This is a genomic window from Methylobacterium sp. Leaf100, assembly GCF_001422845.1.
Taxonomy (GTDB): domain Bacteria; phylum Pseudomonadota; class Alphaproteobacteria; order Rhizobiales; family Beijerinckiaceae; genus Methylobacterium.
The window spans coordinates 524381-550703 of record NZ_LMMW01000001.1 but is presented as its reverse complement, the minus strand read 5'-3'; the positions used below and the strand labels follow the sequence as shown (position 1 = coordinate 550703).

The following is a 26323-nucleotide window of genomic DNA, read 5'->3' as shown; positions in this document are numbered from 1 at the left end:
TCCCGCGCCCGCGTCAGTCCCGCAGGCTGTCCATCTGCGCCCGGTAGTCCGGGGCCAGGTTCAGGCCCAGGGGCGCGTCCATGGTGGGTGGCGGATTGCGCACGCAGGCCTCCAGATACGCGATGGTATCGAGGATCACCGCTTCGCTGAAGGGTTTGGCGATCACACCGACCGCTCCCTCGAAATCCTCGGAGAAGCGCCGGGCGTTGGCGGTGACGAACACGAGCATGGCATCGGATTCGTCCCGCAGGGTCCGGACGATATCGAGGCCGGACGAGCCCCCGCGCAATTGCAGATCGACGAACACGATGTCGGGCTGGGTTTCGCGCGCCAGACGGATCGCGCCCTGTGCCGTGTCGGCGGTCCCGACGACCGCGTGACCGCAATCCTCGAGGAGAAATTCGAGCTGCATCGCGACGAGGGCTTCGTCTTCCGCGATCAGGACCCGAAGGGGTTCGCTCACGCTGTCTCCCTGCTGGTGGCGGTCTCGAGCGGCAGGCGGATGTCGATCCAAGTTCCGGGCCGCGCTCCGGTATTGGCAGGCTGCCAAGCGATACTCGCGTTCAACTGACGTGCCAAGCTTTCGATGAGGCGTTTGCCGAAGGAACGATTGCCCAGGACTTCGCGCGGCATCCCGACCCCGTCGTCGGAGATCCCGACGATGAAATGATCGCCGTCGGGTTTCACCACGATGGACAGCAAGCCCTGCGCTTCGCCCGGAAAAGCGTGCTTCAGGGCGTTGGTGATGAGCTCGTTCATGATCAGGGCGATGGGGGGCGCCTTCTCGACCGGGACCTCAACCGCTTCGAGGTCGAAATGCAGGCCGATGCCGGCCCGGCCCGAACCGCGGACAAGATCGGAGGCGAGCTCGCGGGCGAATTCGGCCACATCGAAGCGACGCACGTCCTGTGATTGGTACAGCCGCTTGTGGACCGTCCCGAGGGCTTCGATCCGGGTCAGCATCGTCTTCATCGCCTCGCGCGCCGCCGGATCGACGATGGCACGGGTTTGCATGGTCAGGAGCGAGGCGATCATCTGAAGATTGTTCTTCACGCGGTGGTCGACCTCGTGGACCAGCATGGTCTTCGCCGCCAGCGCCTCGGTCAGATCCTGTGTCCGCTTGCCGACCTCGCGCTCGAAATGTTCCTTCTCGTGCTGGATGCGCTTCTGGGCATCGACGCGTTCGGTGATGTCGAGCTGCGAGGCGAAGAAGTAGAGCAGTTCGCCCGCCTCGTTGATGACCGGGCTCATGTAAAGGGCGTTCCAGAACGTCGTCCCGTCCTTGCGGTAGTTCAGGATGTCGATGGAGATGTCGCGCCGCGCATCGACGGCCTCGCGGATCTGGCGAACGGCGTTGGGATCGGTGTCGGCGCCCTGCAGGAATCGGCAGTTGGTGCCCATGATTTCGTCTCGGCGATAACCCGAGAGCCTGAGGAAGGCGTCGTTGACGAACACGATGGGATTGTCGCCCCGGCGCGGATCGGTGACGATCATCGCCATGCGCGTCGCGCGAATGGCGGCGGCGAAGGGATCGCCCTTGCCGTGCTCAACCATCAGGTCGTCCGTGAGGTGCCAGGCGTCGTCCCGTTCCATCGTCCTGCCTTCTGCTGGAGGCCCGGGACCCCCGGGCGATCCTGTTCGTGCCGCTCGTTCTCGCTGTGCACCCGCTTGGTGTCCCCGCTTGCCGAAAGTCCCGGCGCGCGGAGCCGCAGGGTTTGCGCCTCGGGCGATGGCGCCGAACGGGTTTTCGTGACGGGTTTTCGTGGAGGCGCCAGTCCGATCCGGTTCGTAACCGTGACCGTGCACCGCTTTAAATTCGGGACGCGGGTGAAAGTTCAATCCGTCCAGTAACCTGAAGCGGCGACCACGCCTCAGGCCGCCGGCGACCGGATGTGTCCCCGATACCACGCCTCGACGGAGAAGCGAGACGGGCCGGAACACCCCAACGGCCAAGCTGGTTCTCGTGCTACGTAGATCCGGTGGGATCGGGCGGTTAGGAAATATCGATGTCTCGTCGTCTCGGGTGGTCGCGCGGCGTCCTCGCCCTTCTCCTGGCCGGTCAGCTCGGCGCCTGCGGCTCCACGCCCCGCGTTTCCTACACGGCGAGCGAGGCCGCCGCCGCCACGGTGCCGGGCATGGACCTGTCCGTGCGCGCCTACGCGGACGCGTCCGAGACGACCTTCACGGAGATGGCCGCCCGGCCCGAGAACAAGAAGGTGCCGTTCGCCTATCTCGCCCTGTCGGGCGGCGGTGGCGACGGGGCCTACGGCGCCGGAATTCTCAACGGCTGGACGGAATCCGGCAAGCGCCCGGAATTCTCCCTCGTCTCGGGTGTCTCCACCGGAGCGCTCATCGCACCCTTCGCCTTCGTCGGCCCCGAATACGACGCGGTCCTCAAGGATATCTACACGAGCGGCGTCGCCTCCACCCTGGTTCAGTCGCCGAGCGTCGCCAATGTTCTGTTCGGCTCCGGCCTGTTCGGCGATGGGCGACTGCGCGACCTCGTCCGCCGTTACGTGACGCCGGACCTCCTCGCCGCCATCGCCACCCAGCACGCCAAGGGCCGCCGCCTCCTCGTGGTGACCACCAACCTTGATTCCCAGCGCGCCGTGATCTGGAACATGGGCGCCATCGCGACCAATGGCGGACCCACCGCCCTGGACCTGTTCTCGGACGTGCTCACGGCCTCCGCCAGCATCCCGGCGGTGTTCCCGCCCCAGCTCCTCGACGTGCAGGCGGAGGGCCGTGCGTTCCAGGAAATGCATGTGGACGGCTCGGTGGTGACGCCGGTGTTCACCCTGCCGCAATCGTTCCTGCTGCGCGACGGGCGCTTCAAGGCCGGCGCGAAATCCGACATCTACGTGATCATCAACGGTCGTCTGGAGCCGGAATTCGACCTCGCGCAGAACAACACCCTGTCCATCGTCGAGCGCTCATTCACCACGGCGAGCCGTGCCCGCAGCCGGGCCACCATGGCTACGACCTACGCCTTCACCCGGTCCAACGGCATCGGCTTCAACCTCACCTACATCGACGAATCGGCGCCCAACACCACCGCGGCCCGGGGCTTCGACACGGGCTACATGCGCAGCCTCTACGAGAGCGGCTTCCAGGCCGGACGCACCGGCACGTTCTGGCGCAAGAACGTGCCGACCGCGCCCCTGCTGAAGACCGTCGCGGAAGCCCGCTGAGGCGGCACCACGCATCACGAGGGCCACCCCTGTTGGGGTCGGCCCGGGTCTCCGGAGCCGAGAACGAGGGCCACCCCTGCGGGGGTGGGTCTCGTGTCTCATGCTGCAATGCGATAGGAAGCCGGTTCCCCGTGGGTCGCTCGTGAGCCCGCGCCCCTTCGGCGAACCGTGGCTGCATGATCCAGATCGAAGACCTCACCTTCAGCGCCTGGGGCCGGCGCTTTTTCGACCGCGCGAGCGTCGCGGTGCCGCCAGGGTCCAAGGTCGGGCTCGTCGGTCGCAACGGGGTCGGCAAATCGACCCTGTTCAAGATCATCCTCGGCGAATTCCAGCCCGATGGCGGCGCGATCCTGCTGCCGAAGACCGCCCGTGTGGCGAGCGTCGACCAGGAGCACCCGGCGACGCCCATCAGCCTCATCGACACGATCCTCGCCGCCGACACGGAGCGCGAGGCCCTGAACGCCGAGCTCGAGACCGCCGAGCCCGAGCGCATGGGCGAGATCTACGGCCGCCTCATCGAGATCGACGCCGACCGGGCGCCCGCGCGCGCCGGCGAGATCCTGGCCGGCCTCGGCTTCTCCGTGGCCGACCTCGAACGCCCTATGGCCGAGTTCTCCGGCGGCTGGCGCATGCGGGTGGCCCTCGCCGCCGCACTGTTCGCCGAGCCGGACATGCTGCTCCTCGATGAGCCGACCAACTACCTCGATCTCGAAGGTGCCCTGTGGCTGGAGGCGCGGCTGAAGCGCTATCCGCACTCGGCGCTCATCATCAGCCACGACCGCGAACTCTTGAACAATTCCGTCGACGCCATCCTGCACGTGGCCGGCGAGAAGCTCGAGCTCTACACGGGCGGCTACGACGACTTCGAGAAGCGCCGGGCGGAGAAGGCCCGTCTCCAGGCCTCGACCAAGGTGAAGCAGGAGGCCGAGCGCGCCCACCTGCAGAGCTTCGTCGATCGCTTCAAGGCCTCCGCCTCCAAGGCCGCACAGGCGCAGTCGCGGATGAAGCGTCTGGCCAAGATGGAGCCCATCGCCACCACCATCGAGGAGCACGTGGCCCCGTTCCACCTGCCGTCGCCGAAGCGGCCCCTGGCGCCGCCCCTCATGCACCTCACCGGCGCCAGCATCGGCTACGGCGACGACGCGCCGATCCTGCGCGACCTCAACCTAACCCTCGACGTCGACGACCGCATCGGGTTGCTCGGCGTCAACGGGGCGGGCAAATCCACCTTCGCCAAGATGGCGGCCGGTGCCTTGTCCGTCCGCGACGGCCGGATGGTGCGCGAGGGGCGCGTGCAGGTCGGCTGGTTCCACCAGCATCAGATCGAGGCCCTCGATCCGAAGGACACGCCGCTCGCCATCATCCGCCGCGAGCGGCCCGACGACAGCGAATCCGCCCGCCGCGCCAAGCTGGCGAGCTTCGGGCTTCCCTTCGACAAGCAGGAGACCACCGTGGACGCCCTGTCGGGCGGCGAGCGGGCGCGCCTGCTTCTGAACCTCGTGGCCATGCAGGCGCCGCACCTGCTCATCCTCGACGAGCCGACCAACCACCTCGACATCGACAGCCGCCGGGCGCTCCTCGATGCGCTCAACGATTACGGCGGGGCGGTGATCCTCATCACCCACGATCGCTCGCTGATGGAGCTCGTGGCGGACCGCCTGTGGCTGGCGGCGGACAACACCGTGAAGCCGTTCGCCGGGGATATGGACGATTACGCGAAGTTCGTTCTCGACCGCACCCGCGCGGGCCAGCGCGCGCCGGGGCAGGGGCGGGAGAAGAAGGGCAAGCGCCGGGCGGCGTGAAACTGACGCTTCTTCGACCTCGAACTTCATCCTGAGGTGCCGCGAAGCGGCCTCGAAGGAGGGCTCCAGGGAACGCGGCGCCTTCTGGAACCCTTCTTCGAGGCCTCCGCTTCGCTCCAACGCCTCAGGATGAGGAGGCGGGAGGGGAACACTGAAACGCCGCCATCCCGAGGGACGGCGGCGCTTTGAAATTCCTACTTGCGCAGCAGCTTGGTGACGAGGCGGCCGATCGGGCTGCTCGACTCGTAGTTGCGCTCGTCGCGCACCACGGGGCGGTCCTCGTTGCCGAGGATCTTGGTGACGAGGCGTCCGATGAGGCTCATGGCTGGCTCCGGGTGTCGAGGGGGAGCGCCGGCGATAACGGCGCAGCTTGACCCATCAACACGCAGGTCCCGATACCTGTTCCCATGGGGCGCGCGCCGTGACGGCATCGGCCTTGCTGGCGAAGGCCGAAACACGCGAGGCCGGATGACCGACAAGCTGCTCCACGCCGGCGCGAGCCTGGCCTTTCTCCTCGCCGTCGGGATCCTGTTCTCGACCGACCGCCGGGCGATCCGCCCCCGGGTGGTGCTCTCGGCCCTCGCCCTTCAGATGACGCTCGGGGCCCTCGTGCTGTTCGTGCCCTGGGGACGGGCCGGGCTCGCGGCGGCGGCCGGCTTCGTCCAGACCGTGCTCGGCTATGGCGACCGCGGCACCGCGTTCCTGTTCGGCGGCCTCGTCGAACCCAGGATGTTCGAACTGTTCGGCGGCAGCGGCTTCATCCTCGCCTTACGCATCCTACCGCAGATCCTCTACGTCTCCGCCCTCATCGCGGTCCTGTACCATTTCGGCGTGATGCAGGCGGCGGCCCGTGCCGTCGGGTCGGTGCTGCAGCGCGTGCTCGGCACCTCGCCCATCGAGACGTTCTCGGCCGTCATCACCATCGCCATCGGCCAGAGCGAGATCGCCATCGCGCTGCGACCCTTCCTCATGGCGCTGACCTCGGCCGAACTCTTCGCCGTGATGTCGAGCGGGGCGGCCTCGACCGCCGGTACCATCCTGGCCGGCTACGCGGCGCTCGGCGTACCCATGGAGTACCTCTTGGCGGCGAGCGTCATGGCGATTCCGGGCGGCCTGCTCTACGCCAAGATCCTGGTGCCGACGACGGAGCCGACCCGCATCGTCTCCACCCACGTCACCTTCGGCGAGACCCGGGCCGTCAACGTAATCGAGGCGGCGGCCGACGGCACCCAGAAGGGGCTGGGGGTGGCCGTGTCCGTGGGGGCGATGCTTATCGCGTTCACGGGCCTCATCGCCCTGCTGAACGGCTTCGCCGGCTGGGCCGGCGGCGTGTTCGGATGGCCCGGCCTCAGCCTGGAAGGCGTGCTCGGCGCCGCCTTCGCGCCCCTGGCCTGGCTTCTGGGGGTGCCCTGGAGCGAGGCCGGCTTCGTCGGAGGTGCGCTCGGCCAGAAGATCGCCTTCAACGAGTTCCTGGCCTACGCCCGGATCTCGCCCGTCCTCAAGGACGGCAGCCTCGATCCCCGCACGGGCGCGATCCTGTGCTTTGCCCTGTGCGGGTTCGCCAACCTCACCTCGGTGGCGATCCAACTCGCCAGCCTGTCGAGCCTGGCGCCCGAGCGCCGTCCCGAGATCGCCCGGTTCGGCCTGCGGGCGATCCTGGCCGGGACCCTGTCCAACCTCACGAGCGCGGCCCTGGCGGGCCTGTTCATCGGAGGGTGAAACGCGAAATTTCCGTCTGAAATGCGAAGCGCGCGCGGAGGGCTGCACCCCGCGCGCGCTTCGAATTGTCGAGCCTGGCTCAAGCCGCCTTGCGGGCCACCAGGGGGACGGGCAGTTCGATGTCGACGCCGAGGGTCGAGACGTCCTTGCCCCGGTCCAGGCGGATCTGGACCTTGTCCTGTTCGACGATGACGTGCTTGGCGATCACCGCGAGGATCTCCTCGCGAAGAATCATCACGAGGTCGGAGCCGCCGGCATTCCCGCGCTCATGCGCGAGGATGAGCTGCAGGCGGTCCCGCGCCACCGGCGCGGACCCCCGCCGGTTGAACATCTTGCGAAGGCTCATGCCGCCCTCCGGGTGAACAGCTTGTTGAGAAGGGACTTCTTGTCCGACGGAATCGCCATCGGCACCGTATCGCCCTTGAGGCGGCGGACCGCGTCGATATAGGCCCGCGACGGGGCGCAGAGCGGGTTGTTGAGGGTCACCGGGCAGCCGACGTTGGAGGCGCGCAGGACTTCCATGCTCTCGGGGATGATGGCCAGCAGCGGGATCGAGAGGATCTCGAGCACGTCGTCGATCTTGAGCATGTCGCCCCGGTCGGCCCGGGCGGCGTCGTAGCGGGTGAGGATGAGGTGCTTCTCCATGGTCTCGCCGCGCTCGGCCTTGAGGGTCTTCGAATCGAGGAGCCCGATGATCCGATCCGAATCGCGCACCGAGGAGACTTCCGGATTGGTCACCACCACGGCGAGATCGGCGTGGCGCATGGCCAGCGTCGCGCCGCGCTCGATGCCGGCGGGCGAATCGCAGATCACCCAGTCGAACTTTTCGCGCAGCTCGTTCATGACGCGGGCGACGCCCTCGTCCGTGAGCGCGTCCTTGTCGCGGGTCTGCGAGGCGGGCAGCAGGGAGAGGTTCTCCAGGCGCTTGTCGCGGATGAGGGCCTGGTTGAGCTTGGCGTCGCCGTTGACCACGTTGATGAGGTCGTAGACCACGCGGCGCTCGGCGCCCATCACGAGGTCGAGGTTGCGCAGGCCGACGTCGAAATCGACCACCGCCACGCTCTGGCCCGCCTGCGCGAGCGCCGCACCGAGGGCCGCCGTCGTCGTCGTCTTGCCGACGCCGCCCTTGCCTGATGTCACGACCAGAATCTTGGCCATACGAGCTGTCTCCCTCAATCCAAGGATGCGAATTTGATGGCGCCGCCATCGAGCCAGATCTGCACGGCCTGGCCGCGCAGGTGGGTGCCCATGTCCTCGGCCGTGCGGACGAGGCGGTCGATGCCGAGGAGTTCGGGCTCGAACTTGCGGCAGCAGATGCGGGCGCGGGGGTTGCGGGCGGCGCCGGCGATGGCGCGCCCCCGCAGGGCGCCGTAGACGTGGATGGACCCGCCGGCGAGGATCTCGGCCCCCGAGGAGACCGAGCCCATCACGGTGACGTCACCGGTGGGGTGGACGATGGACTGGCCCGACCGCACGGACCCTTCGATGGTCAGCGAAGTCGTGGCCGGCTCCGGAGGCGTCGGCGGCTCCTCCGGCACGGTCGGGATCTCGACGGTCGAGACCCCGCGGCCCGCGCCGAGCCAGGGCGGGCGCCCCGGACCGATGAGGGGCAGTTCCGAGCCCTCGATGCCGAGGATGCGGATGCGGCGGCTGCCGAGATCGGCGAGCAGCCGGTCGAGGCCGGGGGCGTCCGGCGCGAGTGCCGCGACGTCGAGGATCAGGGCGCGCCCGTCGAACAGCGTCGGCGAGCGCTTCAGGGCCTCGTCCAGATCGGCGAACCAATCGGGAAGCGGCAGCTCCGGGGCCAGGACGAGCGCCTTGAAGGCACGGCCACGAAGCTCAACGGATCGGCGGGGAGTGGGGGCGCTGGTCACGGCGTCTCGCGATTCCTTACCAGACCATTGATGCCCGGTATGGTTACCGCTTCGTTAACGAGCCGTGTTCAAAGGATTAAAGATTGCCCCTGTCCCGGGATACCGTGATCCCCGGAGCACAGGACGGGCCCGGTGAAGGAAACAGGCTGGGCCGAAGCGGGGCGCCGGGCCGAGGCTCGCTCAGTCGAGAGCCGCCACCTTGATGGTGTCGCCCTCGAGCCGCACCTGCGCAGGCAGGCCGCGCTGGACGGGCCCGAGGTCGTCGGCCGTGCGGTAGAGGCCGTCGATGGCGATGAGTTCGGGCTCGAACTTGCGGCAGGTGATGCGTGCCTCCGGGTTCCCCGCCGCCCCCGCGATGGCCCGCCCCCGCAGGGCGCCGTAGACGTGAAGCGAGCCGCCCGCGATGATCTCGGCGCCGGACGCCACGGAGCCCATCACGGTGATGTCGCCGTCGAGGTGCAGCACCGTCTGGCCGGAGCGCACGGGCGCGTCGAGGATCAGGGAGCGGGCCGGCGCCGGTGACGAGGCCACCGACATCCGGGCCTCGGGCGCCTCGGCCTCCGGAGCCGCAACCTCCTCCACGGGGCGTCCGCCGGCCAGGGGCGGCGGCAGGCCGTCGCCCAGGAGACCGTGCGCCGCGCCCTCGATGCCCATCACGGTGACGTTGCGGCCGGAGAGGTCCGCCACGAGGGCCCGCAATCCCTCCCGGTCGAGGCCGGCGCCCGAAATTTCGAGGATCACCGGCCGCCCGACGAAGAAGGCCGGCGAGCGCCGGGCGAGGGCGTCGAGTTCCTCCAGCCATTCGGCCACCGGCGGCACCGGCGCGAGGACGAGGGCCATGAACGAACGGCCGCGAAAGCGGATCGGGGGGCGGGCGGGGTTCGACGGACTGACAGCGGAACTTGCGGACACGACATCTCTCTTCCGAGGGGAGGGGCCGCGGCCCGTTGTGAACGGAAGCCCCGAAATGGTTCTTGGCCGGCGAAGTGGTTCTCGGCCGACATGTTAACCCGGAGCGAGTCTCCGAGTGGACCTCCATTCGGACCGTCAACACGATTTGAAACGGCTTATTCCACGGCTGCGCTCTCGGTCAGAAGGAGGGCTGCGGGAGGTTTCGGCAAGGACACCGATATTCAGCAAAGCAACTTTGGAATGGTTCCATAACATACTGATTGCCCGCGTAAGTGGGAGATCGGTATAGCGGAGCGCATCCAATCTGAGACGGCAATGCGTAGCCTCGGGGCGATGGTCCCGGCCTTGCCGTCCGTGCGACCGCCGATCGAAAGTGCCGCCGATGCCGGACGAAACCGCCCTGCGAAACCCCGGTCGAGGCCTTGGCTGGCGTGTGCGTGCCGCCGTCGCCGGCCGCGTCGTGCTCGCCACCTTCGGCGGTTACGCCATTGCGGCGCTTTCCACCGCGTTCCTGTCCCTCGTGCTCCCCATGGTCCGCTCCGAGGCCGTGGCGACGGCGACCCTGCTCAGCTTCGCCGTCATGGTCGGCGCCGTGGTCTGGGTGTTCGCCGCCCGGACCCTCGTCCGGGCCGCCCTCGGCCTCGCCATTCCGGGCATCCTGCTGGGCGGTGGCCTGTGGCTCGCCCTCGCCCTCGTGGACACGGCGTCGCCGGCATGAAGCAGGGGTTCCGCCAATCCATGGCGTGGCTGCACACCTGGGCCGGTCTCGTGACCGGCTGGGTGATGTTCGCCGTCTTCGTGACCGGCACAGCGACCTACTACCGGACCGACATCTCCCTGTGGATGCGCCCCGAGCTGCGGGCCGCCGCCGTCGAGCCGGGAATCGCGGCCGAGCGCGGCGCAGCCTACCTCAAGGTCCACGCGCCGAAGGCCGTGTCGTGGTTCGTGTCCGTGCCGCACGACGACCGGCCCCTCATCGGGGTGTACTGGCTCGACAGCTTCGAGGCGCCGATCCAGCAGGCGACCCTGGACGCCGAGACCGGCGCGCCGACCACCGCGCGGGCGACGCAGGGCGGCGATTTTCTCTACCGCTTCCACTACGAACTGCAGATGATGCCCGAGGTCGGGCGCTGGATCGTCGGGGCCAGCGCCATGGTGCTGCTCGTCGCCCTGGTCTCCGGCATCGTCACCCACCGGCGGATCTTCGCGGACTTCTTCACCTTCCGGCGGGACCGATCGGCCCAGCGCGGCTGGCTCGACGCCCACAACGTCACGGGTGTGCTCGCCCTGCCGTTCCACCTCATGATCACCTACACGGGCATCGTCACCCTGGCGTTCACCCTCATGCCCTGGGGCGTCGCCTCCGCCTACAAGGGCGACGCCATGCGGTTCTTTGTGGAGACCGGGCAGACTCCGGCCTGGCGCGCCGCCGCCGGGCGCCCCGCCGAGGCCCTGCCCCTGGCACCCCTCATGGCGCGGGCGCAGGCGGAGGTGTCCGAACCCCTCGAAATGGTCATCGTCAACAATCCGGGCGACGCCGCCTCTACGGTGGCGGCTGTCTTCGAAGAGCCCAAGGGCCTCGCCCACCGCCACCCGCAGGTAGTGTTCGAGGCGGTCTCGGGCGCGGTGATCGCGCGCCTCGGGACCTTGAAGCCCGTCGCCCACGTCTTCACGAGTTTCCTCGGCCTGCACGAGGCGCATTTCGCCGGGCCCGCCCTGCGGGTGCTGTTCTTCCTGTGCGGCCTCATGGGTTCGGCCACCATCGCCACGGGCCTCGTCCTGTGGGCGGTGGCGCGAGCGCCGAAACCCGGCACCGCGCCGGACTTCGGCCTGCGCTTCGTGCGCGGCCTCAACCTCGGTACCATCCTGGGCCTGCCCATCGGAATCGCGGCGTTCTTCCTCGCCAACCGGCTCCTGCCCGTGGCCCTGGAGGCGCGCGCTACCTGGGAGGGCGGGGTGTTTTTCGGTGCCTGGGGGCTCGCTGCCGTCGTCGGTCTCCTGCGCCCCCACGACCGGACCTGGCGTGAGATGGGCACGGCCGCCGCCCTCCTGTTCCTCGCGATCCCCCTCGTGAGCGCCCTCACCACGGACCGAGGCTTCGACTTCATCGGGTTCGACGCCGCGATGATCGCCATCGGCCTCGCCCTGGCCTGGGGCGCCCGCAAGGTATCGCGGTATCGCGGTCCGGCCCGCACCCGCCCGGCCACCGCCCCCGAATCCCTGGCTCGCGCATGACCCCGTCCTCCGTCGCCCTCAATCTCGCCCTTAGCTTCGCGGGGCTCGCCGCCCTCTGCCTCGCCATGGACCGCCACCACCGGGCGATCTTCCACGGCGCCCCTTCGCGGGCACGGGCGCGGGCCCTGCGCTGGACCGGCTGGTGCGGGATCGCCGCCTCCTTCGCCGCCGCCGTGATCACGGCGGACTGGAATTTCGGACCGGTGCAGTGGATCGGGTCGCTCACGGGGGCGGCGCTGATCCTCGTCGGCCTGGTCTCGTACCGGCCGCGCTGGATCCGCCCGGCGGCCCTGGCCGCCCTGCCGCTCGCCGCCGCCGCGGCTTTCCTTACCTGAAGTGTCCTGCCTCACCTGAAGCGTCCTGCCTCGCCCGAGGCGCCGGGGCGTCCTATCGTCGGCCGATCCGACAGGAGTGCCGATGCCCCTCGACCCCGCCCTCACCGCGCGCATCGCCGCCTCCGTCGCGGCGGGATTCCCCGAGCAGGTCGCCCACACCCAGGCCCTGGTGAGGTTCGGGTCCGTCCGGGGCCATGAGGGCGCGATCCAGGATTTCGTGTTCGATGCCTATGCGGCGCGCGGCTACGCGCCGGAGCGCCTCGCCCTCGACGGACCGGCGCTGGCGGCCCATCCGGGCGCCGGACGGGTGACGGAGGCGCAGTCGCGCGCGCCCCTGGTGATCGCGACGCATCGGCCCCGCGACCCCGTCGGCCGCTCCCTCATCCTCCAGGCCCATGTCGACGTGGTGCCGACCGGCCCCGCCGATCTGTGGACCCACGCGCCGTTCGATCCGGTCATCGACGGCGACTGGCTGTACGGGCGCGGCGCCGCCGACATGAAGGCCGGTCACGCCGCCAACCTGTTCGCCCTCGATGCCCTGCGCCGCATCGGCCTCCAGCCCGCCGCACCGGTCATCCTGCAATCCGTGGTCGAGGAGGAATCCACCGGCAACGGCGCCCTGATGACCCACTTGGCGGGATACCGCGCCGACGCCGTGCTGATTCCCGAGCCCGAGGACGAGAAGCTCGTGCGCGCCAATGTCGGCGTGCTGTGGTTCACCGTGGCGGTGCAGGGCCGCCCGACCCACGTGCGCGCGATGGGCGCCGGCGCCAACGCCATCGATGCCGCCTACCGGGTCGTCGGAGCCCTGCGCGCCCTGGAGGCACGCTGGAACGCCGACAAGGCTGGCCGGCCCCACTTCGACGGCGCGGCGGACGCCATCAACCTCAATGTCGGGCGGATCGAGGGCGGCGACTGGGCTTCCTCGGTGCCGGCCTGGTGCCGGATCGCCTGCCGCATCGGCCTGTATCCGGGCGTGGCGGCGGCGGACGCCGCCCGTGCCGTCGCGGACGCGGTGGCGGCGTTCGCCCGCACCGACCCGTTCCTCGCCGCCGCCCCGCCCGTCGTCACCTTCGACGGTTTCTTCGCCGAGGGCTACGTCCTCGAACCGGGCTCGGAGGCCGAGGCGGTGCTGGGCGCAGCGCACGCGGGTGCCACGGGCCAGCCGCTCCAAAGCTTCATGTCCCCGAGCTACCTCGATACCCGGGTCCACGCCCTCTACGACCGGGTGCCGGCCCTGTGCTACGGCCCCATCAGCCACGATATTCACGGCTGCGACGAGCGCGTGAGCCTCGCCTCCGTCCGGCGCGTCACCACGGCGATCGCGCTGTTCGTCGCCGAATGGTGCGGGGTCGAGGCGATCGCGGCGGACTGATCCGGCCGACCGCCGCCGGGTGACGGCCCCGTCCGCGACGCCATGTGGACGGGTGGGTCTGCGTCCGATCGGACCCCTTTTGCCGGTCCCGCGCGCACGCTACCACTCTCGCCCGTGACACAGTTCCGCTTCATCCCCCGTCTGGTACGCCGCGCGACGCGCTTGTTCCTTCTCGCCATCGGGCTCCTGCCCCTGGCGACGCCGGGTGCGGCCCAGGCCCCCGACCCGGCCTGCTTCCCCACCGCCGGGGGCGCCCTGGAGATCTGCCGGGGCGGCGAGGCCGAGGGCGTGTTCTTCGCGCCCCGGGCCTGCGAATCGGCCTCGAACGTGCAGATCGTCCGCACCGCCGGACGCACCGGGCGGCTACAAGCCATCTACCAGGCCGAGGCGCCCATGGGTGGACGGCGCGGGGGCGAAACCTGCCCGGCGCGCCGCGTCGTCAGCCCCCTCGATGGCGGAGCCGTCCGGTCGGGCGCGATGCCCGAGCAACTCGCTACGGTCATGCCGCCGACGGAGGCGCGCCTGTGGGAACTGGCCCGCGTGGTCCGCCGCGAGCCGCGGAGCCGCCGGCGCGGACGCGAGCAGGCTCCGGTCATCGTCGAGGCGGCGCCCGAGGGGATCGCCGCGCGCCATCCCATGGTGGTGGCCGGACGCGATTGGAGCGGGGACGACTACTCCTACGTCTTCCTCCTCACCACCGTCCCGGGTCCGAGCGGAAATCGCCATGCCCTGATGCAGGCCCGCACCGCGGATTTCGAGCGTTTCGACATCCGTGGGCGAGCCGAGGACGGGGTCGCCTGGGTGCCGTTCACCCCGGAGGGCGGCAAGCGGCGCCGATCCCGGCGCGGCGGCGCCGCGCCCGCCCCCAGCGCCGTCCTCGACGAGACCGGCGCGCCCGTCGTCGGCCATTGCCCGGGCGAGGGCTTCGACCGGAACGACCTCGTCGGCTCCATCAGCGTGGTCGATCGGGTCTACCACTACTTTTACACCGACGTGCTGCCCTCCGATTGCGACGCTCCCATCGCCCGGCGCCGCCTCGGCCTCTACCTGCGCACGAGCCGGGACCTGACGGCCGACCGGCCGTGGTCGTCGGCCCGCCTCGTCGCCGAGCCCCTGCCGGGCCAGGCCCTGGTGCGCGTGGCCAAGGCCAAGGGCATGGACCGATGGGCCGTGGCCTACAGCTGCAACCGGCCGGCCAACACCATGGACGGCCCGGTGGCGGACCTCTGCGTCCAGTACACGGCCGACCTCGCCATCGGATCGCTCGCCGGCCTGACGTGGTATTCCGAGCCCGTGGCGATCATGCGCTCCCCGGCCTATCTCGGCCTGCGTTCGGGCGGCGACGGCAGCGGCCGCTACGGACGAGCGCAGCATTTCTGGATGACCGACCGCTACGGCAACCTCGACACCCCGGGGAGCTATCCGGCGAAGGCCGGCTTCATCACTTGGCTCGACCGTCTCGCCCCGGGCTACGACGAACCGGGTCCGTCCTCGGTCTTCGGCCGGCCGGTCTACTGGGGCACGTGGTCCGTGCGGCCGGTGGAGGCGCGGTGAGCCTGCCCCGAGCCCGGCTCCGCGTCCGGCGGGGAGCCGCCATGCCCAGGCTCGGAGCTCCGCCCCCTTGCCGGAACGCCCGACACCTTCTATTGCGACGCGATAGCTCGATCCCGTGACCCGGCGCAGCCGGCCGCATTCCTGCGGCCCGTCGCGTGACGGGCTCTTCTCGCTTCCGGATACCCTATGAAGCTTCGCAACATCGCCATCATCGCCCACGTCGACCACGGCAAGACGACGCTCGTCGACAAGCTGCTGTCGCAGTCGGGCTCGTTCCGCGAGAACCAGCGCGTCGAAGAGCGCGCCATGGATTCCAACGACCTCGAGAAGGAGCGCGGCATCACGATCCTGGCCAAGGCGACCTCGGTCGTCTGGAAGGACACCCGCGTCAACGTCGTCGACACCCCCGGCCACGCCGATTTCGGCGGTGAGGTCGAGCGCATCCTCTCCATGGTCGACGGCGTGATCGTGCTGGTGGATGCCGCCGAAGGCCCGATGCCCCAGACCAAGTTCGTGGTCGGCAAGGCCCTCAAGATCGGCCTGAAGCCGATCGTGGCGATCAACAAGGTCGACCGCCCCGACGCCCGCATCACAGAGGTGGTGAACGAGGTGTTCGACCTCTTCGCGGCCCTCGACGCCACCGACGACCAGCTCGACTTCCCGATCCTGTACGGCTCGGGCCGCGCCGGCTGGATGGCGACCTCGCCCGACGGTTCGCAGGAGGACGGCCTCGCGCCCCTGTTCGACCTCGTGCTCGCCCACGTGCCCCAGGCCAAGGTCGAGGAAGGCGCGTTCCGGATGCTCGGCACCCTGCTCGAGGCCAACCCGTTCCTCGGCCGCATCATCACCGGCCGCATCGCGTCCGGCACGGTCAAGCCGAACCAGGCCATCAAGGTCATGGACCGCACGGGCAAGCTCGTGGAGACCGGCCGCGTCTCGAAGATCCTGGCGTTTCGCGGCCTTGAGCGTTCGCCCATCGAGATCGGTGAGGCGGGCGACATCGTCTCCATCGCGGGCCTCGTGAAGGGCACCGTCGCCGACACGTTCTGCGATCCGCAGGTCGAGACCCCGATCCAGGCCCAGCCGATCGATCCGCCCACCGTCACCATGTCCTTCATCGTCAACGATTCGCCCCTCGCCGGCACCGAGGGCGACAAGGTCACGAGCCGCATGATCCGCGACCGCCTGTTCAAGGAGGCCGAGGGCAACGTCACGCTCAAGATCGAGGAGGCCGAGGACAAGGATTCGTTCTACGTCTCGGGTCGCGGCGAATTGCAGCTCGCCATCCTCATCGAGACCATGCGCCGCGAGGGCTTCGAGATCGCCGTGTCGCGTCCCCGCGTGGTGCTGTCGAAGGACGAGGACGGCGGCGTGCTGGAGCCCGTCGAGGAGGTCGTGATCGACGTCGACGAGGAGTATTCCGGCGTCGTCGTGCAGAAGATGTCCGAGCGCAAGGCCGAGATGATCGAGATGCGGCCGTCGGGTGGTTCCCGCCTGCGCCTCGTGTTCCACGCGCCCACCCGTGGCCTCATCGGCTATCAGGGCGAGCTCATGACCGACACGCGCGGCACCGCGATCATGAACCGCCTGTTCAAGGCCTACGAGCCCTACAAGGGCGAGATGATGGGCCGCCGCAACGGCGTGCTGATCTCCAACGACAAGGGCGAGGCCGTGGCCTACGCCATGTGGAACCTGGAGGATCGCGGCCCGATGATGATCGAGCCCGGCGCCAAGGTCTATCAGGGCATGATCATCGGCGAGCACAACCGCGAGAACGACCTCGAGGTGAACGTGCTCAAGGGCAAGAAGCTCACCAACATCCGCACCACCTCGAAGGACGAGGCCGTGCGCCTGACCCCGCCGATCCGCATGACCCTGGAGCGCTCGCTCGCCTGGATTCAGGACGACGAGTTGATGGAAGTCACGCCGAAGTCGATCCGCCTGCGCAAGACCTACCTCGACCCCAACGAGCGCAAGCGCTTCGAGCGCTCGGGTGGCGCCGCGTAACGCGCCGCACCATTGGACTGGGGAAAAGGCCGGGCATTTGCCCGGCCTTTTCTTTTTTTGCGAAACTCGCGCGCGGACAACATCGGGTGTGCCGATGTCCGTGCGACATCGAAACGCCGCAGCGGAGGTTTCGAAGTGAACCACCCCAAGCTGTCGGCGCTGCTCGTCGGCGCCCTGACCGCGATCGGTACCTTCGCCGCTGGCCTCCTGGCGTTCAGTCTCGGCATTCGCTGGCTTGCGACGGGCGACGGGGAGAAGGCCGCGTTCATGATCTGGATCTTTTCGCCCGTTCTGATCCTAGCCCTTCTAGGGAGTGCTGGGCTGGGCCTCTGGCAATCGCATCACCGTTATCGCCGCAGTCTGAATGGGCGCCATTGCGGATCGAAAAGTCCGGCGGGGTCGTGATGAGATCGACTTCGGATCGCGCGAGCGCGACCGGCTCCCCCGCCTGGAAGGTGTGGGGACACCCGTTTCACCACGTCACCGAACTCATCCGGCGGCGACCATGTCATTCGGCCTTCGCCCGCTCCCGCAAAAGATACTTCTGCACCTTGCCCGTCGCGGTCTTGGGCAAGTCCCCGAACACGATGTGGCGCGGCAGCTTGTAGCCTGCCAGCCGCTCGCGGCACCAGGCGATGAGGGCGTCGGCCTCGAGGGTAGCGCCGGGTTTGAGTTCGACGAAGGCCATGGGGGTCTCGCCCCATTTCGGGTCCGGCCGGGCGACCACGGCGGCGGAGGCGATCGCCGGGTGGCGGAACAGGGCGTCCTCGACCTCGATGGAGGAGATGTTCTCGCCGCCCGAGATGATGATGTCCTTCGCGCGGTCCTTGAGCTGGATGTAGCCGTCGGGGTGCTTCACCCCGAGGTCGCCCGAGCGGAACCAGCCGCCCTTGAAAGCGGCCTCGGTGGCGGACGGGTTCTTGAGGTAGCCGCGCATCACCACGTTGCCGCGGAACATCGCCTCGCCCATGGTCGTCCCGTCGGCCGGTACGGACTCGCAGGTTTCGGGATCGCGGATGTCGAACCCTTCGAGCACGGGGTAGCGCACGCCCTGGCGCGCCATCTTCTCGGCCCGCGCATCGGCATCGAGGGCGTCCCAGTCCTGGTGCCAGGCGTTCACCACCGCCGGTCCGTAGGTCTCCGTCAGCCCGTAGAGGTGGGTCACGTCGAAGCCGGCCGCCCCCATGGCGGCCAGCACCGCCTGGGGCGGGGGCGCGGCGGCGGTGAGGAAGGCGACCCGGTGGGGGAGGGGGCGGCGCTCGCCGTCGGAGGCTCCGAGGAGGAGCTGCATGACGATGGGCGCGCCGCACAGATGGGTGACGCCGTGCTCGGCGATCGCCGCGTAGAGCGCCCCGGCCCGCACCTGCCTAAGGCAGACATGGGTGCCGGCCACCACCGAGAGGGTCCAGGGGAAGCACCAGCCGTTGCAGTGAAACATCGGCAGGGTCCAGAGATAGACCGGATGCTGCCCGAGGTTGCCGGTGATGACGTTGCCGAGCGACAGCAGGGCCGCGCCGCGATGGTGATAGACCACCCCCTTGGGGTCGCCCGTGGTGCCGGAAGTGTAGTTCAGCGCGATCGCGTCCCACTCGTCCGCCGGCATCGCCCAATCCGCCGCCGGATCGCCCTCGGCCAGAAGCGCCTCGTAACCGAGGCTGCCGACGGCCGAGCCGTCGCCGGTGAACACCGGATCGTCGACATCGATGACGAGGGGTTTCACCGTCGCCTGCGCCAGGGCGCACGCGACCACCGTGGAGAACTCCCGGTCGATGACGAGGATCTTCGCTTCGCCGTGATCGAGGCAGAAGGCGAGGCCGGCGGCGTCGAGGCGGGTGTTCAGGGTGTTGAGCACGGCGCCGGTCATCGGCACCCCGTAATGGCACTCGATCATCTCGGGCGTGTTGGCGAGCAGCACCGCCACGGTGTCGCCCCGGCCGATGCCGCGTGCGGCCAGGGCCGCGGCGAGGCGTCGGCTGCGCGCGTAGAGGTCGGCGTAGGTCCGGCGCAGGGGCCCATGGATCACCGCGACGTGGTCGGGAAACACCCGCGCCGCGCGATCGAGGTAGCTCAATGGCGTGAGCGGCTGATGGTTGGCCGGGTTCTTGTCCAGATCCCGGTCATAGATCGAGGGTCCGGCGGCCGGGGCCGAATCGGAGGCGTTCATGGCGTGTCTCCCTTTCGGGATACCGTACCGGTCGGCCTTCGGCCGACAAGTGGCCCCCGGCCGGCAAAGGTCCTTCGGTCGACAAGGGGCCCCGGCGGGCAAGGGACGCCCCGCAAAGGGCGCGTCAGCCGCCGCCGGGATCGGTCTCGTCGTCCGGCGTGCCGCCGCCCTGGGGACCCGCGCCGGGCTTGCCGTCGGTCTTCTCGTTGGGGTCCATCACCGCGTCCGGGGCCGCGTTGGCGGGCTTACCCTCAGGGGCCTTCCGGGTGTCTTTCGCGGCATCCTGAGACGTGTCGTCGTGATCGTCGGCCATGGGCGTCCTCCTCGGTGTTCGCTCCTAACGCGCCGCACCGAAGGCGGTGCCCGGCGCCTCGGCCTCGGCAAGGCGAAGGATGGTGGCGCGCAGCCAGCGATGGGCCGGATCGTCGTCGTAGGAGGCGTGCCACAGCATCGAGATCGCCACATCCTCCAGCTCCACGGGGGCCGGGCTGACGCTGAGCCCGAGTGCCCCGGCGAAGAAGGTGGCGAGGCGCGCGTGCATGGTGGTGATCACCGGGGCGCTGCGCACGAGGAACGGCACGGCGAGGAAGCGCGGCGTCGTCACCGCCAGGGTCCGGCTCATCCCGAGTTTCGCCAGGGCGTCGTCCACCACCCCGTGGGCGGTCTCCTTCAGGCTGGTTAGGACGTGGGGGAAGCGGACGTAATCGGCGAGCGAGATCGGGGGCGTGATGCCGACGAGGTCGGCGTTGAACATGCAGAGGTAGTTGTCGCGGTAGAGCAGGCGGCGCTTATGATGCGTCTGCCCCTCCGTGAAGAAGCCGATGCCGAGGTCGACCCGGTCGGCGTCGAGCTCCTGCAGGATGCGGATGCGGTCGATGGAGCGCAGCAGCAGGCTGATCCCGGGCGCCTCCGCCCTCAGGTAGGCGAGCAGCCGGGGCCCGAGCAGCACCTCCGCGCTGTCGGGCAGGCCGATGGTGAAGGTGCGCGTGACCGTGCGCGGGTCGAACACCGCGTCGCGTCGGACCAGGGACTGCACCTGCCGCAGCAGGGTGCGGACGGGCTCGGCGAGCGCCAGGGCGCGCGGCGTCGGGCGCATCCCCTCGGGCGCCCGGGTCAGGAGTTCGTCGCCGAACAGCACCCTTAGGCGCGCCAGCGAAGAGCTCATGGCGGATTGGCCGATGCCGATGCGTGCGGCCGCGCGGGTGACGCCGCGCTCGGACAGGAGGGCGTCGAGGGCCACCAGGAGGTTGAGGTCGATCCGTGATAGATCGACATGGTCAATAGTCATTATCGATGCGTTCTGTTTGATCCATGGTGCACCGCACTGCATATCGGGTCCAGACGCAAGGGCACACCGCTTCTTGCCCACACCGCGAGACCCGACACCATGACGTTCCGGACCTTCACCGCCGCCGCCGCCCTCGCCGCCGCCCTCACGGGCACCGCTTCGGCCGAGACCATCAAGCCGCTCGATGGCGGCAGCATCAACCTCGGCGAACTCGCCGGCGTGGCCTATTACACCGCCGAGCCCAAGGGCTACCGGGTCGTCGTGACCCTGGCCCGCACGGATGCCGCCCGCGCCGTCCGCTTCGAGACCGTCCTGGCCTCCGGCCAGAGCGTGACCCTCTCGACGCCGCAGGAACGCGGCGCGGCCGCCGAGGCCGTCGAGATCAGCCGCACCGGCGACACCGTCGCCGTGTCCCGGCCACGCCCGGCTCCGACCCGGGAAGCGGCGGCCCTCGACTGAAGGGTCTCGCCGTTGCCGCCCTTCGCTCTCCCGGCCCGTCCCGGCCGGGAGAGTTTTTCGTCGATCCGGTGACAAGTCGGGCGTGCTGCACCCCGAATGGTGCCCATCGCTGTCTTTTTCACCTGGGCGCGGGTGGTTGCACGGGCCACAATAGCGGGAACACCGTCACCGACCCAGGACCGATTCATGCGACGCACCGCACCGGCCACCCTTCTGGCGCTCCTCATGGCGGGAAGCCTGCCCGTCGCCGCCCTGGAAGGCCCGGCTCCCGCCGCGCCCGGCACCACCGCCCCGGCGGCTGTGACGGCAAAACCACGCGTCGTCATCGTCGCCACCGGCGGGACCATCGCGGGGGCGGGGGCGGATGCGGCCAACAGCGCCACCTACCAAGCCGCCAAGGTGCCGGTGGACAAGCTCATCGCCGCCGTGCCGGCCATCGCGGGCGTGGCCGACGTGCGCGGCGAGCAGGCGTTCCAGATCGCCTCCGAGAGCTTCACCAACGCCCAACTCATCCAGCTCGCCAAGCAGATCTCGGCCCTGGTCAAGCGCGACGACGTCGACGGGGTGGTCGTCACCCACGGCACCGACACGGTGGAGGAGACGGCCTACTTCCTCGACCTCGTGGTGAAGACCGACAAGCCCATCGTGATGGTGGCTTCCATGCGCCCCTCCACGGCGATCTCGGCGGACGGGGCCCTCAACCTCCTCGACGCCGTCGTGGTGGCGAGCGCCAAGGAGGCGCGCGCCAAGGGCGTGCTGCTGACCATGAACGACGAAATCCAGGCCGGCCGCGACAGCACCAAGCGTGTCAACATCAAGCCCTCCGCCTTCTTCAGCCAATGGGGACCGCTGGGCATGGTGGTCGAGGGCAAGACCTACTGGTTCCGCGCCCCGGTGAAGCGCCACGGCACCACCTCCGAGTTCAATATCGACGGGATCGACAGCCTGCCCGAGGTCGCCATCGTGTACGGCTCCGGCAACATGCACCCGGAGCCCTACACCTCGGCGGTCGCGGGCGGCGCCAAGGCGATCATCCACGCCGGCACCGGCAACGGCTCGGTGGCCGGGTACCTCGTCGACACCCTGAAGGACCTCCGCGCGAAGGGCGTGCAGATCATCCGCTCGTCGCGCGTCGGCGACGGCTTCGTCCTGCGCAACGCCGAGCAGCCCGACGACAAGTACGACTGGGTGGTGGCCCACGACCTCAACCCGCAGAAGGCCAAGATCCTGGCCGCGGTGGCGCTGACGAAAACGCAGGACACGAAGGAGCTGCAGCGGATCTTCTGGGAGTATTGAGTGGCGGATGACCGGCGGTCGAGGGACGGCGGCGGACGTGCCGCTCGACACCCGTCCCCTCGATTCCGGAAGATCTCGGAGGCGGATATGGGTCTTCCGTCTCACGACGCCTGTTTTAAGATGCCAACCGGATGAGGCTTGGCGCTATCGACCTTGCGGTTTGCAACCCGCCCCACGGGCCGCTCCGTCCGCGCTCCGAATGCACCAACTCGACGTCTTCTGCCATGCTTCGGCTCGGGTTCGGGCAATGCTCGGTTCGCAAGTCCGAAGCGCTCCGTCCTGTTCCAGCTAGTTCCAGGGCACGCGCTTCGTTCATCACGAGCAGTGCTGCGAACCGACTCCACAGGTACGAACCGGCCGGATTGAGTGGTCGACCCGAAGCCGCATCGGACTTTCGTGGATTCCGATCGGCGTCCAGCAGGCCGTCGACCCGGATTGCCCTTGCTAGGCGACGGCTCGGGAGAAGCCACGTCGCGCCCTCACGCCCTGGCGCGTCAGGCAGCCTTCACAATCAGGCCGCCTTGACGGTTTGGAGGAACCGGTTGACCTCGCCTCCGAGTTGATTGGCTTCCTGCGCCAGTTCCGAGGCCGAGGCGAGGGCCCGGGCCGCCGCCTCGCCGGTCTCGCCGGCCGAGTGGGCGACGCCGCCGATGACGGCCGTGATTGCCCCGGTACCGGTGGCTGCCTCAGCCACATTGCGAATGATCTCCTGGGTCGCCGATCCCTGCTGGTCTACCGCCGAAGCGATGGCGTCCGCCGTCCGGCTCATCGTGCGGATCTGCGCAACGATCGCCTCGATGGCCGTTACCGCCTCACCGGTCGTGCCTTGAATCGCGTTGATCTGCTGCGTGATGTCCTCGGTCGCCCGGGCGGTCTGGTTGGCGAGCTCCTTGACCTCTGCCGCCACGACCGCAAAGCCCCGTCCGGCTTCCCCGGCGCGCGCCGCTTCGATGGTTGCGTTGAGGGCCAGGAGGTTTGTTTGGCCGGCAATGCCGGAAATCATTCCGACGACGTCTCCGATCCGGGCTGCGCCCGTGCTCAAAGCATGAACCAGGTGACCGGTGGCGTTGGCTTGACCCACCGCGCCCTGTGCCACCCGCGCCGATTCCGCCACCTGGCGACCGATCTCCTGAACGGAAGCGCCGAGTTCCTCGGCGGCACAGGCCACTTGGCTGACGTTGTGCGCGGCCCTCTCGGCGGCGCCGACCACGGACATGGCCCGGTCCGTCGTGCCCTCCGCCGTCCCCCGCATGACCCGGGCGGTGTCCTGCATCGCCGCCGCCGCTTGCGTGACCCGGCCCAGGATGCCGCTCACCGTGGATTCAAAGTAGTGGGCGGTCTGCTGCATGGCGGCCCGGCGCTGCGTATCCGCTCCGGCCCGCATCAGCACGGTCTCCGATTCCAGTGCCCGCATCCGCTCCATTTGCTCCCGGATCGCGCCCTCGGCGGCAGCTTGTGCGGCGAACACCGTCGCGATGGTGCGCGCGATCCAGGCCAGCACGCACGTCTCGAAGATTAGCATGACAGCATGGAGTACCACGCGTGCCGTGTCCGAGTTCTTGGCTCCACCGGGAAAGATCAGCGCCGGCATCGCGATGTTCACCGCGAGATGGTGACCGGCGATGGCGGCGGCGCAAACGACAAGAACGGTCCAGTCGCACCACGCGACCAGCACTGCCAGGCAGACGAAGAAGTACATGTGCAGGTCGATCTGCCAGAGATGCCCCGTCAGCGCAGAGATCAGGATCGCGGCCATTTGAACGAGCGATAGGCTGCAGACCAGGCGGGTGGCCAAGCCTGTCGGCGAGTTCCACCACACCAAGGTGCTGAGTCCAGCCAGGAGGCCGGCGACCACGAGGGGTACCGTCGGCGCATTTCCAGCGACCCAGGCGCTGAATGCGATGACCGGGAGATGCATCCAGAGGAGGGTGATGAGATATCGGCCGAAAATTTGCCGGAGAGAATCCAGGTTCGTCATCGCGGGCCGGGGTCCATTGCGCTGGTCAGATTCGGGAGGATGGCGTGCAGGCTGTGGCAAACTGGGCGTCTATGACGAGCCAAGCTCCGGAGGCGTAGAGGCGAGCGACAAAATCGGTCGACCCGGCCCGCACCACGAGGACATTGTCCCAGCCGCCGAGACGCAGAATGGTGCCTCTAGCCCGTGCCACGATGGCTGCTGTGTCGCGCCCAGGCGGACCAATCACAGCCACGGTGTCCGAGGTCGGGACCGCCATGACGCTGACCGGGAGAACCAGGATCGCGAGCGCCGTGCCCCAGAGGAGGAGCAAGCCTGCGCGATTGGATGATGTGACTTGTGTCACTGGCGAAACCGGATCGATTGAATATGATCTGTGTTAGTAGGGACTACGTTCTAAAAAACCGTTACGGATTGTTTTTATTGTTGAATTGTATTCGCTCGGATCTCTAGTAAATACGAATATACGCAAGACTAAGTCATTGCATTTGATCTCTTGTTTTTGTGGCGATCGATTCCACCGGAGGTTATGCTACAGGTGCCCTCGAAATAAATAACAACCGAAATTTATCGAGCCTAGATCGTATTGCGGTACCTGTTGCGAGACTTGGAATCTGACGATATCGAATTATGGTCGGACCAGGCGCGAGGCCGCGGTATTTGCCGCCTAGCATCATGCGCACTGCGTGCCGTCTCCCATTTCGCGAGTTTCTCATCGTGCTTTCCGCCATCGCGCGTCGGTTTCCGCAGCGTGATAGAAACGTCTGGCTGATACGAAGAAGCGGGACTCGTCGTACAGTTCGTCCCTGGATACCTGCACGACCCGCTGAACTATCTCGCATTCGACGACCTGCACGGACGAGCGAGGCGTCGCATTCGATCGCCGCACTGTGAACCGCTTGGTTGTGGTCGTCGCCCCGTCGACCAATGCGCCACGACGGCAAATCTGCGTCCTCAGGCCTGCATCGGCGGTGCGGCTGCCGAATGGGGACGGGCGGAATGCTATTCCTGGCTGGCGATCGAAGGGGCAGCCTGCCTCTGCCGACAACGGCGACGTCGGTCTCTCACGTCAGCCAATACCGCTCCGGCTTGAGCGCCGGAGGGGCCGGCTCGCCGAGCGCGTCGAGGACGACGCCGTCGAGGGTGTGGAGGAGCGCGTCCAACGGCAGATCGTTGGGCTCCGTGCCGAACGGCTCCTCGAGTTCGTCGCCGAGGGCATCGAGGCCGAAGAACGTGTAGGCGACGAGGGCCACGGCGAGCGGCGTCGCCCAGCCGAGGGAGGCCGCGAGGCCGAACGGCAGCAGCAGGCAATAGAGCCACGCCGTGCGGTACAGGAGCAGGGTGTAGGCGAACGGCAACGGCGTGCCGTGGATGCGCTCGCACACGACCTGCGCCTGGGAGAGGGCGGCGATCCGCTGTTCGAGGAGGCCGAACAGCACGTCCGTGAGGGCGCCGGTTCGGTAGGCCCCGGCCAGATCGGCGGTGAGGCGCACCAGCACAGCATCGGCCGCGCTCGGCCCCCGGACGAGGGCGTCGGCCTCGCTGGGCGGAAGCCAGGGGCTCGCGGCCGCGACCTCGTTTCCGCCCCGCACCTGCGCATGGAGGGCATGGGCGAACCCCGAGATCCGCCGCAGGACCCGTCGCCGCAGGTCCTGATGCTCCGGCTCGGGCAGGAGTGCGGCCAGCAGGCGGGCGATCCCCCGCGTCTCGACGATGAGCGAGCCCCAGGCCCGGCGCGCCTCCCACCAGCGATCGTAGCAGGCGCCGTTGCGAAAGCTCAGGAAGATCGAGAGGGCCAACCCGATGAGGGTGAACGGCCCAACCCCGGCGGTGATGGGGAATGCTTCGGGCCACCGCATCTCCGCCGCCACCACGGCGAGCGCCACGGCGGTGATGCCCAGAACCTTCGGCGCCACCTGCGGCAGGATCGAGCCGCGCAGGGTGAACAGGATCGTCAGAAGACCCGGACGCGAGCGGACGATCATTTTTTTGGGTGCTTCGGTGTTCGAGCGCGAGACCCCTCCCCCCGCTGCGGGGGAGGGTGGCCCGCGTGAGCGGGTCGGGAGAGGGGAGCGCTGCCCTCTGCGAAAAGGTCGCGCCCCCCCTCTTGCGGGACTTCGTCCCGGCCCGCCCGTTC

The 26323-nt window shown here is 68.8% G+C and carries 24 protein-coding genes; 12 read left to right on the top strand and 12 right to left on the bottom strand.

Going from position 1 to position 26323, the window contains the following annotated elements; translation table 11 throughout:
- Positions 1-13: 13 nt before the first annotated feature.
- On the bottom strand, positions 14-463 hold the full coding sequence (locus tag ASF25_RS02655) for a response regulator (protein ID WP_056166270.1): 450 nt from the start codon (positions 461-463) through the stop codon (positions 14-16).
- Positions 460-1593: a histidine kinase dimerization/phosphoacceptor domain -containing protein gene (locus ASF25_RS02650; RefSeq protein WP_056166277.1), complete on the bottom strand. Its 1134-nt coding sequence runs from the start codon at positions 1591-1593 to the stop codon at positions 460-462. Before ASF25_RS02650 ends, ASF25_RS02655 begins: the two co-directional genes overlap by 4 nt.
- A gap of 413 nt (positions 1594-2006) precedes the next feature.
- Between ASF25_RS02650 and ASF25_RS02645 the strand changes: the two genes are divergently transcribed.
- A complete protein-coding gene (locus ASF25_RS02645) occupies positions 2007-3191 on the top strand; it encodes a patatin-like phospholipase family protein (RefSeq protein ID WP_056263307.1) in 1185 nt (394 codons plus the stop codon).
- A 176-nt stretch (positions 3192-3367) separates the two neighbouring features.
- A complete protein-coding gene (locus ASF25_RS02640) occupies positions 3368-4993 on the top strand; it encodes an ABC-F family ATP-binding cassette domain-containing protein (protein WP_056303051.1) in 1626 nt (541 codons plus the stop codon).
- Positions 4994-5187: 194 nt separating this feature from the next.
- Here ASF25_RS02640 and ASF25_RS02635 read toward each other — a convergent pair whose 3' ends face one another.
- Positions 5188-5316 (bottom strand): hypothetical protein, encoded by a 129-nt coding sequence (locus tag ASF25_RS02635; protein ID WP_056087800.1) that lies wholly within the window; start codon positions 5314-5316, stop codon positions 5188-5190.
- Between the two features lie 145 nt (positions 5317-5461).
- Here ASF25_RS02635 and ASF25_RS02630 point away from each other — a divergent pair, with 145 nt between their 5' ends.
- Complete coding sequence (locus ASF25_RS02630) at positions 5462-6712, top strand: nucleoside transporter C-terminal domain-containing protein (protein WP_056303049.1); 1251 nt, start codon at positions 5462-5464, stop codon at positions 6710-6712.
- Positions 6713-6791: 79 nt separating this feature from the next.
- Here the strand turns inward: ASF25_RS02630 and minE are convergent, their stop codons facing one another.
- From minE to minC (ASF25_RS02610), 4 genes are all read right to left on the bottom strand, one after another.
- On the bottom strand, positions 6792-7058 hold the full coding sequence (minE, locus tag ASF25_RS02625) for a cell division topological specificity factor MinE (RefSeq protein WP_056087796.1): 267 nt from the start codon (positions 7056-7058) through the stop codon (positions 6792-6794).
- Positions 7055-7870: a septum site-determining protein MinD gene (gene minD, locus ASF25_RS02620; RefSeq protein WP_056166289.1), complete on the bottom strand. Its 816-nt coding sequence runs from the start codon at positions 7868-7870 to the stop codon at positions 7055-7057. The genes minE and minD overlap by 4 nt, the downstream gene beginning before the upstream one ends.
- A 14-nt stretch (positions 7871-7884) precedes the next feature.
- A complete protein-coding gene (gene minC, locus ASF25_RS02615) occupies positions 7885-8586 on the bottom strand; it encodes a septum site-determining protein MinC (protein WP_056303047.1) in 702 nt (233 codons plus the stop codon).
- Positions 8587-8766: 180 nt separating this feature from the next.
- The gene (minC, locus tag ASF25_RS02610; protein ID WP_056166294.1) at positions 8767-9426 is read right to left on the bottom strand and encodes a septum site-determining protein MinC; all 660 of its coding nucleotides are present in this window, start codon (positions 9424-9426) and stop codon (positions 8767-8769) included.
- Positions 9427-9880: 454 nt separating this feature from the next.
- On the opposite strand from minC (ASF25_RS02610), the gene ASF25_RS02605 reads away from it, so the two are divergent.
- The 7 genes from ASF25_RS02605 to ASF25_RS02575 all read left to right on the top strand — a co-directional run bounded on the left by ASF25_RS02605 (position 9881) and on the right by ASF25_RS02575 (position 17409).
- Positions 9881-10216 (top strand): hypothetical protein, encoded by a 336-nt coding sequence (locus tag ASF25_RS02605; protein ID WP_056166297.1) that lies wholly within the window; start codon positions 9881-9883, stop codon positions 10214-10216.
- Positions 10213-11733: a PepSY-associated TM helix domain-containing protein gene (locus ASF25_RS02600; RefSeq protein ID WP_056303045.1), complete on the top strand. Its 1521-nt coding sequence runs from the start codon at positions 10213-10215 to the stop codon at positions 11731-11733. Before ASF25_RS02605 ends, ASF25_RS02600 begins: the two co-directional genes overlap by 4 nt.
- Positions 11730-12068: a DUF3325 domain-containing protein gene (locus ASF25_RS02595; protein WP_056166302.1), complete on the top strand. Its 339-nt coding sequence runs from the start codon at positions 11730-11732 to the stop codon at positions 12066-12068. Before ASF25_RS02600 ends, ASF25_RS02595 begins: the two co-directional genes overlap by 4 nt.
- An 82-nt stretch (positions 12069-12150) precedes the next feature.
- Entirely contained in the window at positions 12151-13443 is a 1293-nt protein-coding gene (locus tag ASF25_RS02590) for an ArgE/DapE family deacylase (protein WP_056303043.1), read from the top strand.
- 114 nt (positions 13444-13557) lie between these two features.
- Positions 13558-14997 (top strand): hypothetical protein, encoded by a 1440-nt coding sequence (locus ASF25_RS02585; RefSeq protein ID WP_156368830.1) that lies wholly within the window; start codon positions 13558-13560, stop codon positions 14995-14997.
- 186 nt (positions 14998-15183) lie between these two features.
- Positions 15184-17004: a translational GTPase TypA gene (gene typA / locus ASF25_RS02580; protein ID WP_056166316.1), complete on the top strand. Its 1821-nt coding sequence runs from the start codon at positions 15184-15186 to the stop codon at positions 17002-17004.
- A 135-nt stretch (positions 17005-17139) separates the two neighbouring features.
- Complete coding sequence (locus ASF25_RS02575; RefSeq protein ID WP_056303039.1) at positions 17140-17409, top strand: hypothetical protein; 270 nt, start codon at positions 17140-17142, stop codon at positions 17407-17409.
- 103 nt (positions 17410-17512) lie between these two features.
- Here ASF25_RS02575 and ASF25_RS02570 read toward each other — a convergent pair whose 3' ends face one another.
- The 3 genes from ASF25_RS02570 to ASF25_RS02560 all read right to left on the bottom strand — a co-directional run bounded on the left by ASF25_RS02570 (position 17513) and on the right by ASF25_RS02560 (position 20456).
- Positions 17513-19168 (bottom strand): acyl-CoA synthetase, encoded by a 1656-nt coding sequence (locus ASF25_RS02570; RefSeq protein WP_056303037.1) that lies wholly within the window; start codon positions 19166-19168, stop codon positions 17513-17515.
- 124 nt (positions 19169-19292) lie between these two features.
- Positions 19293-19481 (bottom strand): hypothetical protein, encoded by a 189-nt coding sequence (locus tag ASF25_RS02565; RefSeq protein WP_056303035.1) that lies wholly within the window; start codon positions 19479-19481, stop codon positions 19293-19295.
- Between the two features lie 24 nt (positions 19482-19505).
- Positions 19506-20456 (bottom strand): LysR family transcriptional regulator, encoded by a 951-nt coding sequence (locus ASF25_RS02560; RefSeq protein WP_056166326.1) that lies wholly within the window; start codon positions 20454-20456, stop codon positions 19506-19508.
- Between the two features lie 99 nt (positions 20457-20555).
- Here ASF25_RS02560 and ASF25_RS02555 point away from each other — a divergent pair, with 99 nt between their 5' ends.
- Positions 20556-20915, top strand: coding sequence for a hypothetical protein (locus tag ASF25_RS02555; RefSeq protein ID WP_056263322.1), 360 nt, complete (start codon positions 20556-20558; stop codon positions 20913-20915).
- Between the two features lie 186 nt (positions 20916-21101).
- Complete coding sequence (locus ASF25_RS02550; protein WP_056166331.1) at positions 21102-22211, top strand: asparaginase; 1110 nt, start codon at positions 21102-21104, stop codon at positions 22209-22211.
- A gap of 511 nt (positions 22212-22722) precedes the next feature.
- Here ASF25_RS02550 and ASF25_RS02545 read toward each other — a convergent pair.
- Together ASF25_RS02545 and ASF25_RS02535 are read right to left on the bottom strand one after the other, a co-directional pair.
- A complete protein-coding gene (locus ASF25_RS02545; protein WP_056303033.1) occupies positions 22723-24189 on the bottom strand; it encodes a methyl-accepting chemotaxis protein in 1467 nt (488 codons plus the stop codon).
- Between the two features lie 1061 nt (positions 24190-25250).
- Positions 25251-26171 (bottom strand): bestrophin family protein, encoded by a 921-nt coding sequence (locus ASF25_RS02535; protein ID WP_056303030.1) that lies wholly within the window; start codon positions 26169-26171, stop codon positions 25251-25253.
- Positions 26172-26323 lie beyond the last annotated feature (152 nt).